The sequence below is a fragment of the Bacillus sp. NTK074B genome (assembly GCF_017303375.1).
Classification (GTDB): Bacteria; Bacillota; Bacilli; order Bacillales; family Bacillaceae_B; genus Rossellomorea.
In genome coordinates this window covers 1-13,233 of record NZ_JAFKOH010000006.1, presented here as the reverse complement: position 1 = coordinate 13,233, position 13,233 = coordinate 1, and the positions used below count along the sequence as shown (strand labels likewise).

General features: G+C 43.5%; 14 protein-coding genes and 1 rRNA gene. 12 read left to right on the top strand and 3 right to left on the bottom strand.

The window, feature by feature from the left end:
- The first annotated feature begins 23 nt into the window (after window positions 1-23).
- Together JI667_RS11250 and nikC are read left to right on the top strand one after the other, a co-directional pair.
- Window positions 24-1,028, top strand: a complete 1,005-nt coding sequence (locus tag JI667_RS11250; protein ID WP_206853243.1) for an ABC transporter permease — start codon at window positions 24-26, stop codon at window positions 1,026-1,028.
- A 28-nt stretch (window positions 1,029-1,056) separates the two neighbouring features.
- Window positions 1,057-1,953, top strand: a complete 897-nt coding sequence (gene nikC, locus JI667_RS11245; protein ID WP_206853239.1) for a nickel transporter permease — start codon at window positions 1,057-1,059, stop codon at window positions 1,951-1,953.
- A gap of 43 nt (window positions 1,954-1,996) precedes the next feature.
- Here the strand turns inward: nikC and JI667_RS11240 are convergent, their stop codons facing one another.
- Together JI667_RS11240 and JI667_RS11235 are read right to left on the bottom strand one after the other, a co-directional pair.
- A complete protein-coding gene (locus JI667_RS11240) occupies window positions 1,997-3,079 on the bottom strand; it encodes an FUSC family protein (protein WP_206853237.1) in 1,083 nt (360 codons plus the stop codon).
- A 255-nt stretch (window positions 3,080-3,334) separates the two neighbouring features.
- Complete coding sequence (locus JI667_RS11235; protein WP_206853234.1) at window positions 3,335-4,624, bottom strand: glutamate-1-semialdehyde 2,1-aminomutase; 1,290 nt, start codon at window positions 4,622-4,624, stop codon at window positions 3,335-3,337.
- A 664-nt stretch (window positions 4,625-5,288) separates the two neighbouring features.
- On the opposite strand from JI667_RS11235, the gene JI667_RS11230 reads away from it, so the two are divergent.
- The 8 genes from JI667_RS11230 to perR all read left to right on the top strand — a co-directional run bounded on the left by JI667_RS11230 (window position 5,289) and on the right by perR (window position 11,197).
- Window positions 5,289-6,299, top strand: coding sequence for an ABC transporter ATP-binding protein (locus JI667_RS11230; protein ID WP_206853230.1), 1,011 nt, complete (start codon window positions 5,289-5,291; stop codon window positions 6,297-6,299).
- A gap of 51 nt (window positions 6,300-6,350) precedes the next feature.
- The gene (locus JI667_RS11225; protein ID WP_206853214.1) at window positions 6,351-7,142 is read left to right on the top strand and encodes an ABC transporter permease; all 792 of its coding nucleotides are present in this window, start codon (window positions 6,351-6,353) and stop codon (window positions 7,140-7,142) included.
- Window positions 7,143-7,145: 3 nt separating this feature from the next.
- Window positions 7,146-7,931: an ABC transporter permease gene (locus JI667_RS11220; protein WP_206853196.1), complete on the top strand. Its 786-nt coding sequence runs from the start codon at window positions 7,146-7,148 to the stop codon at window positions 7,929-7,931.
- A 62-nt stretch (window positions 7,932-7,993) separates the two neighbouring features.
- On the top strand, window positions 7,994-8,398 hold the full coding sequence (locus JI667_RS11215) for an ion channel (protein ID WP_206853181.1): 405 nt from the start codon (window positions 7,994-7,996) through the stop codon (window positions 8,396-8,398).
- A gap of 74 nt (window positions 8,399-8,472) precedes the next feature.
- A complete protein-coding gene (gene bcp / locus JI667_RS11210; RefSeq protein WP_206853179.1) occupies window positions 8,473-8,937 on the top strand; it encodes a thioredoxin-dependent thiol peroxidase in 465 nt (154 codons plus the stop codon).
- A gap of 226 nt (window positions 8,938-9,163) precedes the next feature.
- The gene (locus tag JI667_RS11205) at window positions 9,164-10,114 is read left to right on the top strand and encodes a D-2-hydroxyacid dehydrogenase (protein WP_206853176.1); all 951 of its coding nucleotides are present in this window, start codon (window positions 9,164-9,166) and stop codon (window positions 10,112-10,114) included.
- Between the two features lies 1 nt (window position 10,115).
- Window positions 10,116-10,667: a cob(I)yrinic acid a,c-diamide adenosyltransferase gene (locus JI667_RS11200; RefSeq protein WP_206853157.1), complete on the top strand. Its 552-nt coding sequence runs from the start codon at window positions 10,116-10,118 to the stop codon at window positions 10,665-10,667.
- 89 nt (window positions 10,668-10,756) lie between these two features.
- Entirely contained in the window at window positions 10,757-11,197 is a 441-nt protein-coding gene (perR, locus tag JI667_RS11195; RefSeq protein ID WP_414635234.1) for a peroxide-responsive transcriptional repressor PerR, read from the top strand.
- A gap of 341 nt (window positions 11,198-11,538) precedes the next feature.
- Here perR and JI667_RS11190 read toward each other — a convergent pair whose 3' ends face one another.
- The gene (locus JI667_RS11190) at window positions 11,539-11,889 is read right to left on the bottom strand and encodes a YgzB family protein (RefSeq protein WP_034762624.1); all 351 of its coding nucleotides are present in this window, start codon (window positions 11,887-11,889) and stop codon (window positions 11,539-11,541) included.
- Between the two features lie 158 nt (window positions 11,890-12,047).
- Here JI667_RS11190 and JI667_RS11185 point away from each other — a divergent pair, with 158 nt between their 5' ends.
- Both JI667_RS11185 and JI667_RS11180 read left to right on the top strand, forming a co-directional pair.
- The gene (locus tag JI667_RS11185) at window positions 12,048-12,914 is read left to right on the top strand and encodes a nucleotidyltransferase-like protein (protein ID WP_206854411.1); all 867 of its coding nucleotides are present in this window, start codon (window positions 12,048-12,050) and stop codon (window positions 12,912-12,914) included.
- Window positions 12,915-13,173: 259 nt separating this feature from the next.
- Window positions 13,174-13,233: ribosomal RNA gene (locus JI667_RS11180) — 16S ribosomal RNA — on the top strand; the annotation flags it as partial.

Genomic DNA, 13,233 nt, shown 5'->3' with positions numbered 1-13,233 from the left:
CTCCACACAGAGAGGTGAACATAATGTTCCAATACACCATTCGTCGATTACTGCAACTCATTCCTGTTTTACTCGGGATGACTCTTATCGTCTTTTTCATCATTCGTGCAATTCCGGGAGATCCCGCTCAAGTCATATTAGGGCAGCAGGCTACGAAAGAAGCTGTGGCTGCGTTAAGAGATCAGCTCGGTCTCGATAATGCCTGGTATATTCAGTATATTGATTATCTTAAAGGATTATTGACAGGGGATTTAGGTAGTTCCCTTCGCACAAAGACGGAAGTTTCATCTGAAATCTGGCCGTATTTGGCTGCTACGGCTGAACTTGCAATCGTGGCCATCATCATTGCAGTCGTCATCGGGGTCAATGCCGGTATCATCAGTGCATGGTTCCAGAATTCCTGGTTTGATTATACGGCCATGATTCTTGCCCTTATCGGTGTTTCCGTGCCTATTTTCTGGCTGGGATTGATGGAACAATGGACATTTGGCATTCAGCTGGACCTCCTGCCTACAACAGGAAGGGAGAATATACGAAACCCCGTTGATTCCATTACCAACTTCTATATTCTTGATACGATCATGCAAGGGCGGTTCGATCAGCTTGGTGACGTGTTGAAACACATCATCCTACCGGGAATTGCCCTGGCAACGATCCCGATGGCGATTATTGCCCGTATGACCCGTTCAAGTATGTTGGAAGTCATGCGTTCTGATTATATCCGTACTGCACGTGCAAAAGGCTTGAAAATGTTCTGGGTCGTGTATAAACATTCGTTGAAAAATGCCATCATACCCGTCCTGACAGTCATCGGGTTGCAGATGGGCCTTCTCCTTGGGGGAGCGATCCTGACCGAGACCATCTTTGGCTGGCCGGGGATCGGAAGATATATTTACGAGGCAATCGGTTATCGGGATTATCCTGTTGTTCAATCTGGAATCCTGGTCGTTGCCATGATCTTTGTCACAATTAATCTAATCGTCGACTTACTCTATGCGGCTGTCGATCCCCGCATTAAATACAACTAACATCAATAGAAGAAAGAGGTGATCTCTCATGGCAGAATTAGCAGAACCGCAAAAGGAGCTTCATCCTTCTTTGGAAGAAGAGACGGTCTCTCCCTGGAAGGAAGCATGGAAAAGCTTCACCAAGAATAAGATAGCACTCGTCGGATTTTGTATCGTCCTATTCTTTGTCATCCTGGCGATTGCAGCACCCATCATCGCACCCCAAGGAATCAATGAGCAGGACCTTTCAAAGCGGCTTCAGGCACCATCTTCCGAGCATTGGTTAGGGACGGATGACTTTGGCCGGGATATCTTATCAAGAATCATCCATGGAGCACGTATTTCTCTATGGGTCGGGTTCTTCGCGGTCATAGGGTCTTCTGTAATCGGAAGTTTACTTGGTATCGTCGCAGGTTATTACGGCAGGTGGATTGATACCATTATTTCCCGTATCTTTGATATCATGCTTGCATTTCCGAGCATCCTGTTAGCGATTGCCGTCGTGGCTGCACTTGGGCCATCCCTAAGAAACGCGTTGATAGCCATTGCCATCATCAATATCCCGAATTTCGGGCGACTTATTCGGTCAAGGGTGTTGAGTGTGAAGCAAGAGGAGTATGTAATGGCGGCGAAAGCCATCGGGATGAGTGATTTCAGGATTCTATTCAGTCATGTGCTGCCAAATAGTATGGCACCGATCATCGTCCAGGGAACACTGGCCATTGCCACTGCCATCATTGAAGCAGCGGCCCTGGGTTTCCTTGGCCTGGGAGCACAGGCACCAGAGCCTGAATGGGGGAAAATGTTGTCCGATGCAAGGCAGTATATGCTTCAAGCCCCGTGGACGATGATCTTCCCCGGACTTGCCATCATGCTGACTGTATTAGGATTTAACTTGATGGGGGACGGGCTTAGGGATGCCCTTGATCCTAAAATGAAAAACTAACCACAAAAAAAACGGAGCAAAGATTTTCCTTTGCTCCGTCTTTCTATTCTTCCTCTTCCCCAATCATTACTTCATTATCCTCTTTATGATACGACTGGAAGCTTGTAATGAGCTTTTCAAGATGTTCCAAATGCTCGTCGTACTCGAAAATGGCAGAGAAAATATGAAGCAGGTGAAAATTATGGATGTTGTCGTCTTTTGTATGATGATTGACTTCCTCGAGCATGATTTTCATCAGCTCTTTACGATGAAGGCATACGTCTTGTTGTGCTTCTGATTCAGCATGTGGATGCATTTTCCCAAGAAACTTCAACAAAAGCTGTTCATGATAGGTCAGTAGACAATCAAGCTGATTTTTAATGACTCCCCGTAATTCATCAGGTAATTGAAAGATTTCATTTTCATAGCGGTTTAACCGCTTCAAGATTTCAAAGCTTCGATTGGTCGATGAAATCATCTGTCTGAAAATAACAAGCTTTCGGCTTTTCACTATCGAATTCTTCTTGAAATAATCCCGTTCCTCTTTATAAAGAAGATAGAGTTGATCGACCTTTATAAGCTTTTCTTTGATGCGTTCCAGATCCTTTTTTAATAGGTGGAATTCTGTAGCATGCCTCATGCTCAACCTGATCCACTTCAAGATTTCCTCGGTTGAATCGGCTACTTTGTGATACAGCTTGGTTTCATACTTTGGAGGCAGAAAGACTAGATTGACCAGAAATGATGAGAATACCCCGATCATGATCGTCGAGAAGCGGATGAAAGCAAACTGGATGAAATCCTGATCCGTCACTTCCATGATGGCGATCATCGTCACTAATGCAAGACCGATCGTGTTTTGTAATTTTAATTTCAGAATGATTGCAATGGCGATAACAGCAGCCAGTCCAACGATCAATGGATTACTTCCGAATAATAATACAAATATGACTGCAATCCCTGCACCAATGAGATTTCCTTGGATTTGTTCAATAATGGATAGATAAGAACGATAGATAGTGGGCTGGACGGCAAAGACTGCCGCGATTCCCGCGAACACTGGAGACGGTATGCCCAGCAGCTCGGATACAAGTAAAGCCAATACAATCGCAATTCCCGTTTTAAGGATGCGAGCACCAAGTTTCATGGAATTAGAATCCTTTCTTGTGTTCCTTTTTAATAAACAATACTGTACTATACATGTACTTACAAGTAATATCAATAGGGAAATCTAAATAAGTTTCTACAAAAATATGTACCTGTTTCAGAGGGGATGTAAACACCGGTTTCACTGCAACATCCATAGTTATGTGAGATGGAAATGAATTATTCTGATTGTCAAAAAAACTGTTTCACCAGGTTATGTAACCTGATGAAACAGTCTTATCTTGTACTTCCTATTCTATTGTAATTGTGCAAATGCCTGATCGACGGCTTCCAGGGTAACCTTGATATCTTCTTCTGTGTGAGCTGTCGTCAAAAACCAAGCTTCATATTTTGAAGGTGCAAGATTGATTCCTTGATGAAGCATGAGCTTGAAGAACTTTGCAAACATTTCTCCGTCAGTTGCTTCAGCCTGTTCATAGTTTTCCACTTTTTCCGTCGTGAAGTAGAGGGTGAGGGCCCCCTTTAATCTATTAATGGAAATCGGCGTATTATGTTTTTCTGCCGCGGCTAAAATTCCTTCTTCGAGCATTGCGCCAAGCTCGTCTAACTTCTCGTAAAGGCCCTCTTCTTTTAAGACTTCAAGACAGGCGATTCCAGACAGGATGGAGGCAGGGTTACCGGCCATCGTTCCGGCCTGGTAGGCAGGTCCTAATGGTGCGACCTGTTCCATGATTTCTTTCTTCCCTCCGTAAGCACCGATCGGAAGTCCGCCGCCGATGATTTTTCCAAGGGCCGTCAAGTCCGGCTTCACCTTTAACATGTCCTGTGCCCCTCCATACATAAAGCGGAACGCAGTGATGACTTCGTCGTATATAACAAGGGAATTTGAAGAATGGGCTATGTCATTCACTTGCTCGAGGAACCCTTCCTTCGGCTCCACGATACCGAAGTTCCCGACGATTGGTTCCACAAGGACCGCGGCAATTTGATCTCCCCATTTTTCCATCGCTTCTTTAAATGGCTCGATATCATTGAATGCGACGGTGATGACTTCCTGAGCAATGCTCTTGGGAACGCCTGCAGAATCGGGGGTTCCAAGGGTTGACGGACCTGAACCAGCTGCAACCAGTACTAAATCTGAATGACCGTGGTAACAGCCGGCGAACTTGATGACTTTGTCCTTACCTGTATATGCTCTTGCTACACGGATTGTGGTCATCACAGCTTCGGTACCAGAGTTGACGAAGCGGACTTTGTCCATGTAAGGCATGGCTTCTTTAATCATTTTAGCGAATTTCACTTCATGACGTGTTGGAGTACCGTAAAGGACCCCATTTTCTGCTGCCTTCGTAATCGCTTCTGTGATATGCGGATGAGCATGACCTGTAATGATCGGACCGTATGCTGCTAGGTAGTCAATGTATTTGTTTCCGTCCACATCCCAGAAGTATGCACCTTTTCCTCTTTCCATAGCAACGGGTGAACCGCCTCCAACTGCTTTATAAGAACGGGATGGGCTGTTTACCCCTCCGACAATATGTTCCAATGCTTCTGTATGTAAAGTTTCCGACTCAGTGAATTTCATGTTTTCCTCCCTGTTAAAGCTTATTTTTCTATGCTGTACTCTTCTATTGTAGTACGGCCTTTTCCACTTTAGCAAATCCGGAATCGATTGGGTATCCTAATTTATAAGCAGACTGTTCAAATAGGGACTCTCCTTTGTGGTACACTATTCTTTGTTTGTAAAAGGCTCTTTTTGCAAAGGTTGTGTTTTTTAACGAAGTGAGTGCTGGTTGATTTCCGCTGCAGGTGCCCGCTTTCCGCGGGACGTGAGTAGAGCCTCCTCGGGCTTTGCCCTGGGGGGTCTGAACTTCACGCGTTCCCCGCAGGGAGTCGAGCACCTTCCGCTTCAATCACCTATCCAAATTGGATCCTAAACCAATGTTAAAAACAATGTATCCCCCAAAAATTGTTTTTGTTGTTAAAGAACATTTCTCGACTATTATTAAGCACTATTTTTCTCTGTCACTTCAAACTTATTAAAAGGGTGAGGGGAATTGCGCAGACTCTTCGTGTAAAACGGGCGCGGCGAGACCCCGAAGCAAACTGTGCTGAGGAGGCTCGCCGCGCCCTCTAGCACAGGCTTTATTGACAGAGCATGGTAATTAAAGTCCGTTAAAATATCAACAATGTTTACGAAAAGAGCTTGTAAAAAGTAATCACTTTATTTGGATCTAGGAGGACGCAAGATGAATGCGATTGAAGTGAATCATTTGCGTAAGGAGTTCAAGGCTTTTTCCAGTCGTTCGGGGCTGAAGGGCGCCTTCAGGGATTTGTTTACGCGTAATTATAAAGTCGTTCCTGCTGTGAATGATATTTCATTCAATGTGAAGCAGGGGGAGATGGTCGGATATATTGGTGAAAATGGGGCCGGCAAGTCCACCACCATCAAAATGTTGACGGGCATCTTGACTCCGACAGGGGGAGAATTGACCGTCAATGGTATGAATCCACATCGTGACAGGGAAAAATTCGTACAGACGATCGGCGTTGTGTTTGGACAACGCTCACAGCTCTGGTGGGATATTGCCGTACAGGAATCTTTTCAGCTTTTGAAAAAGGTGTACAAAGTGCCGGACCAGCAATATAAGGAGCATATGGATCATGTGATTGAGACGCTTGATATTGCTCCGCTTCTGGACAAACCGGTCCGGAAACTGTCTCTTGGTCAGAGGATGAGATGTGAACTGGCCGCGGCGCTTGTTCATAACCCACCTCTATTATTTCTGGATGAACCCACCATCGGACTGGATGTCCTGGTGAAATTGAAGATCCGTCAATTTTTAAAGGAGATCAATGAGAAGTACAACACCACCATATTACTTACGACCCATGATTTAACGGATATCGAAGCCCTATGTGAACGGGTCGTCATGTTGGATGAAGGGAAGATCATTTACGATGGTGAACTGAGTCGTTTGAAAGAAAACTGGGGAGATCAAAAAGAAGTCGTCTTTCAATTCCTGGATGAAGTGTCACTGTCCTCTTTATCCGACCTGACTAAGAACTTCAGTATTACGTGGTCCTTTGACGAAAAGAAGCAATCCTATTCTGCCGTAACGGAGGCGGATGAAGAAATCATTTCACAGCTCATCACCAACGTCGTAGCAAACTTCAAAGTGAAGGACATGAAGATAGAAGAGACGACCACCGAAGAGATCATCCGAAACATCTATGAAAAAGGAGCTGTGACAAGATGAGTGGTGCAACAGAAGTGACTCCACGACTGCTCTTGCGTGGAGGTAGGTATCGTGGCTAAGTATATCGAAATGATCCGCATCCGATTTCTCATGATGCTCGCCTATCGTACGAATTATTACAGTGGGATTTTAATTTACAGTATCAATATCGGAGCGTATTATTTCTTGTGGCAGGCTATTTACGGAGGCAAACAGGATATCGAAGGATTATCAATCATTCAGATGACGACATATGTAGCCGTATCATGGATGGCAAGGGCCTTTTACTTTAATAATATTGATCGCGAAATTGCACAGGAAATCAAAGAGGGGAAAGTGGCCGTTGAATTCATAAGGCCCTATAACTATCTCGGAATGAAAACAATGCAGGGGCTTGGTGAAGGAATCTTCCGATTGGTCTTTTTCTCCTTCCCGGGGATGATCATCGTGAGTCTGATTTTCCCGCTTCAGATTGGAACGGGGATAGATACGTTTGGCCTCTTTGCATTGTCCATCATGTTCAGTTTCATCATTAATACACAAATCAATTTGCTGACAGGAATCACGACTTTTTTCTTATTTAATAATGATGGTCTTATTCGTGCGAAACGGGTCGTCATTGATTTGTTCTCAGGCTTATTGCTGCCTATACATTTCTTCCCCCTGTGGGCGCAGAATGTGATGGAATATCTGCCGTTTCAGAGCATCAGCTATGTACCGAGTATGATTTTTACAAATGGTTTTTCTACCTCGGAATCATTCAACGCCATCCTGATGCAGGGTCTTTGGTCATTGATCCTTCTTATACCAATTAAAGTGCTCTGGGTCATGGCAAAAAAACAAATGATCATTCAAGGAGGGTGACCGATGTTCTATGTAAAGATGTTCTTTCAATACGTCGCCCAGTATATGAAGATCAGACTGCAATATCGAGCCGACCTGATCGTCGAGATTCTTTCTGATTTATTATTTCAAGCGGTTAACCTTGTATTTATCCTCGTTGTATTCGGACACACCCAATTATTGAGCGGGTGGACGAGGGATGAAATCATTTTCATTTATGGATTTTTCCTGGTTCCGTTTGCCCTGTTCAGCTCCTTCTTCAATATCTGGGATTTTAACGACCGGTATGTGGTGAAAGGAGAATTCGACCGGATACTGACGAGGCCGATCCATAGCCTATTTCAAGTAATTTTAGAGCGGATGGAGTTAGAGTCCCTTTTTGGTGTCATCACTGGTATGGCCGTTATGTTTTACGCAGGTGGCAGGCTTGATATTACATTTGAATGGTATGAACCGTTCCTTTTCATCGTCTTTGTTTTCGGTGGGGCACTGGTTTATGCGGGGATCTTCATAGCTCTTGCAAGTATTGCCTTCTGGTCTGATGCGAAGACGTCCATCATGCCGATGATGTACAATATCGGAAACTATGGAAGATATCCGGTTGATATTTATAACAGTGTGATCCGATTTGTACTGACCTGGATTTTACCCTTTGCGTTCGTAGGCGTGTATCCATCTGCCTTTTTTCTGGAAAAGACGGAATGGTACCCCTATTCCTTTCTCACTCCATTTGTGGGTATCGGATTTTTTGTCTTTTCCATCTTTCTTTGGAATGAAGGTGTGAAAAGGTATAGAGGAGCAGGTAACTAGAATTTTTCCAGGATGAAAAGCGTACATATACTAAGAGACAAGCAGAAAAAGAGGGTATGTACATGCTATATATCATTGGATTTTTTATACTGTTCTGCATGGCCATGAGTCTTCGGGCATTATTTTATCCTTCACGGTGGAAAGAACACCATGTTTCCCTGCATCATTTCCTCTTCTTAGGGATGAGTTATATCACGATCATGATTGGATTTGGTCTATTATTTACACTTTTGGAGCTTGAGGGGATCCCGATTCTCGTTGAAGGAGGAATCCCTATTAGGGGAGACTTCCTCGATCATTTTTTTACGACGATGTACTTCAGTGGTATCACACTCTTTTCGGTAGGGTACGGGGACGTCACTCCGGTCGGCATCGGGAGAGGGATTGCCCTCATTGAATCCTGGCTTGGCTATACCATCCCGGCAGCCTTTGTCGTGAAGTCCTTCCTAAACTATGAGAACAAGTAGCGTATGGTTTGAGTTTTTCCTGTCTATTGGGTACGCTAAGGTCAGAACAATATCCAAGTAGGAGGGGAAAACATATGACAGTAGGTCAAAAAGCACCTGAATTTGAATTACTCGCAAGCAATGGAGAAAGGGTGAAGCTTTCCGATTATCATGGAAAAAATGTGGTCTTATATTTTTATCCAAAGGACATGACGCCGGGTTGTACAACAGAAGCGTGCGACTTCAGAGATCAGTATGAGAACTTTGAAGATCTTGATGCGGTTATCCTTGGAGTGAGTCCTGATCCTGTTGATAAACATGAAAAGTTTGTAGACAAGCATGGATTGCCGTTCCTCCTCCTTGTAGATGAAGATCATAAGGTGGCAGAGGAATATGGTGTGTGGAATCTGAAGAAAAACTTCGGTAAAGAATATATGGGAATCGAGCGTTCCACATTCATCATCGATAAAGAAGGAAACCTGTCCAAGGAATGGAGAAAAGTGAAAGTGAAAGGGCATGTAGAGGAAGCTCTCCAGTACATTCAAGACAACCTTTCCTAAGCCTATTTTAAAGCCTATTTTAACGGGTTTGAGGCTTTTGTCCATTCACAAAAGCGGTAAGGACATATAGTAAGAGTAGGGCAACCTCCTCAAATAAGTCAGTCTCATCCGTGTAGCAGGATCGACCAAGTCGATCCTCTTTTTTTTGTCCTTTAGAAGGCTGGCGCTAGGGCGAACCATCCTCAATATGGTAAAATAATGGACAAATGGGATGGGGGGCAACCACATGAAAATCATCTTTACATTTCAACCTAAAGAAGAATTTGTCTCAGATTTGAAGAACAGCTTCCCAGAGGCTGAGTTTCATTTTTATAAAAAGGTAAAGGAAGCAGAGCATGAACTGCCTAATGCAGAAGTGATCGTCACAATGGGGGAAGATTTGACGGAGTATCATATCGAAAGAAGTGAAAAGTGCAAATGGATCATGGTCACTTCAGCTGGCTTGGAAAAGATGCCATTTGAGGCCATTAAAAGAAGGGATATCCTTGTAACAAATGCAAGGGGAATTCATAAAATCCCCATGGCTGAGTTCACCTTCGGATTGATGTTGCAGCATGCCAAACAGCTTCAGCCGGTATGGAAGCAGGAAAAGCAGGCCGTTTGGAGCAGAAGATTACCCACCTCTGAACTTTATGAAGCATCTCTTCTCATTCTTGGAGCAGGAGCCATCGGCAGTGAGATTGCCCGTCTGGCAAAAGCGTTTCGGATGAATGTGAGCGGTGTGAATACAACTGGTTCAGATGCAGATCATTTTGACAAGATGTTTACATTGGACACATTCAGGGAGCAGTTGCCAAATGCCGACTACATCTTATCCGTTTTGCCCAGCACGCGTCTTACGAAGGGAATCCTGAAAGTAGATCATTTTGAGGAAATGAAAGACACTGCCGTATTCATCAATATCGGCCGGGGTGACCTCGTGGAAGAATCAGTGCTTCTGGAAGTGGCGGAAATGAATGCGATCGGACATATGTATCTTGACGTATTTGATCAAGAACCACTGCCTGAAGATCATCCATTTTGGAAGAAGGAAGGAATTACGGTGACGCCTCATCTTTCAAGCATTACAAAAAAATACATGCCGAGAGCACTTGAAATCTTTAAAAAGAATTTATCTACATATCGTAATAACAGGGAAAACTATATTAACGTTATTGATGCAGAGAGGGGATATTAAGATGAAGATCTATACTAAATCGGGAGACAAGGGAACAACGTCATTAGTGTATGGAACACGTGTATCCAAAAAAGATCAACGAGTAGAAGCATACGGGACATGTGATGAAGCAAATTCCATGATTGGTCTTGGTCTAAGTTATATTAAAACTGAATATTTTGATGGAAAAGAAGAATTTGAAAAGTTCTTCCATAAAGTGCAGACAGTTCTCTTTCATGTCGGGGCAGAACTAGCTACTCCTGCAGGAAAAGAAGTGAAATGGAAGCTGGATGAGACACATATCAAGGAATTAGAAGAACAAATCGACTTTCTGGACGGGTCTCTAACACCACTCAGCAACTTCATTCTTCCAGGTGGTCAACCGGCCGGTGCCGCCCTTCACACTGCAAGGACGATCGTCAGAAGAGCTGAAAGAGAAGCGGTAGGGATTGATGAAGACATTAACCCTTTGGTACTATCTTATCTGAATCGACTTTCTGATTATCTATTTGTAGCTGGCCGTTATATCAATCAGCAACTGGGGGAACAGGAGAAAAACCTCCACGAGCAGTAGGGAGAAAGATTGACAAAAGGGAACGTTGATTAGTACACTATTTATAAAGATTATAAAATAATAATTCTTATGAAAAGAGGTGCATGACGATGTCTGAAGAAGGACAATTAAAAGAAGCGATTTCGACATTGAAGGAAACGGGAGTCCGCATCACTCCTCAGCGTCATGCGATATTAGAGTATCTCATTGATTCAATGGCCCATCCAACTGCCGATGACATATATAAAGCACTTGAAGGGAAATTCCCTAATATGAGTGTGGCGACCGTTTATAATAATTTACGCGTATTCCGTGAAGTAGGCTTAGTGAAAGAGTTGACTTATGGAGATGCTTCCAGTCGGTTTGACTTTGTGACAACGGATCATTACCATGTGATCTGTGATGACTGCGGCAAAATTGTCGACTTCCATTACCCTGGACTGGATGAAGTGGAACAACTTGCTTCCCATGTCACTGGATTTAAAGTGAACAATCACCGGATGGAAATTTACGGAACGTGCACGGAATGTTCGGTTAACGAAACGCATTAAGTTTGAATGGTTCTGGTTTTCAGGGCCATTCTTTTATTTTGGCTGTTTTCCCAAAGATTGTTGCTATTTGCATCCAAACTTAGATTTACGATGCTCTGTCAATTAGGTTGTGGTGCAGGAGGGTGAAGGGAACCGCTCCGCTTTCCACGGACGTTCGGCCGAGCCTCCTCAGCCGAGGAGGCTCACCGCCAGCCCCGCGGAAAGCGAGCACCTGTAGCGGAAATCAACCGCCACTCGCTACATCCAGGAGCAACAATGTTTACGAAAACAGCCTTTATTTTTGAATCCAAAAAAAGACCTTCCGGGTATCGACCCCGTTGAAGGTCTTTTCTCATGCATCTTTATCTTTTCCTTTTATTATAGTCCTCATCGAATTCTTCACCCTCAAGGTTCGGATCAAGGGTCAGGGGCTCGTTGCAATACATGCACATATCTACACGCCCAAGGACTTTGGTGACCTTGCCGCAATTGGGGCATGTAACCTGTACAGCCTTCGTAGACAGCATCCCGATCCAGAAGTAAACAACCGTACTTCCGATGATTCCCAGAAAACCCAGCAGCATGAATGTTGTCATGACCCATGGATGTTCTCTAAAATATATACCGACGTACATAATGATAAATCCGATGAAAACTAAACTTAAGGCAAACGTACGGATTTTATTGATCTTACTTGAATATTTCTTAGCCATTTGTTTGTCCCTCCTAAAAAAATACTATACCATATTTGTTGGTAGTAGAGGGATACGAAACCATTTTGTCGAAAAATGACTATATTCAGAGAAGGAAATCCTCTTTGAATGTCGAAATAGTAACCAACCAACCAATGAGTGATGTGGAGGAGTATGAAATGGAAGACATTTTACGACCGATATACCAAGAGCGTACAAGTCACCCCAATACTTTAGGAGCGCTTCTAATAGAACAAAGCAAGAAATCAAGTCCGTTGACCGATACCTTTGATATCGTCCTGTTCCTTATTGTGAAGGAGGCGGAAGAGCCGGTATTCATCAAGCATTATTCTTATAAAGAACAAAAGGCAGCGTTACATATCGTGACAGAAGCCAAGCTGAATGAGTGGATTTTACTCGGGTCCAACCGGAAAGTGATCGATTGGCTGTTCAATGGAAAAGTCCTGTTTGACCGTAATGAGTTTATCCAGAATCTTAAAACGGAGTTACGAGACTTCCCTTTCTATGGCAGAAAGATCAAAATGGGCATGGAATTTGCCAAGTTGATTCGCCGCTATATGGATGGAAGAGAATTCTTTGAAAGCAAACATTACCTAGATGCCTATAATCACATCGTGCACTCATTGCATCATTTAGCCAGGCTTGCTGTTATTGAAAATGGTTTCCATCCGGAGGTCACTGTATGGAACCAGGTTAAGCAAATAGAGCCTGAAATATACAAACTGTATGAAGAGCTTGTGACAAGCGATGAAGAGATCGATAAGCGACTTGAACTGCTGTTCCTGGCAAGCGAGTTTCTTATTCACTCAAGAACCAAGGTATCAACCGAACACCTATTAGACATCCTTGGTCAAAAAGAACACTGGACGTTCCAGGATCTGCTTAACCATTCAGAGGCCAGACACTACTCTGTGGATTTGAGCATGCTCATTGAATATTTGACGGATAAAGGGTTTGTTGAAATCGTCGATGTAGAGACAAAAGGACAAGGTATCTATCACCGATATTATCGTGCCGCAAAATAATTATAGTAAAATATTAATTTTCCGTTGACTTCATTCTGTAACCTTGTTATATTAGTAAATGTCGCTGCTGAACGACGGCAACGAGCGGTCAGTGGCGACTTAAAAAACTTAAAAAGTTGTTGACAATCAGGTCACTACTTGATAAGATGAAAAAGTCGCTTAAACGAAGCGCTTACACATTGAACCTTGAAAACTGAACAAAACAAGACAATACGTCAACGTTAATTCTAGATTTATTTTTAAAGAGCTATTCAAACTTTTATCGGAGAGTTTGATCCTGGCTCAGGACGAACGCTGGCGGCGTGCCTAATACATGCAA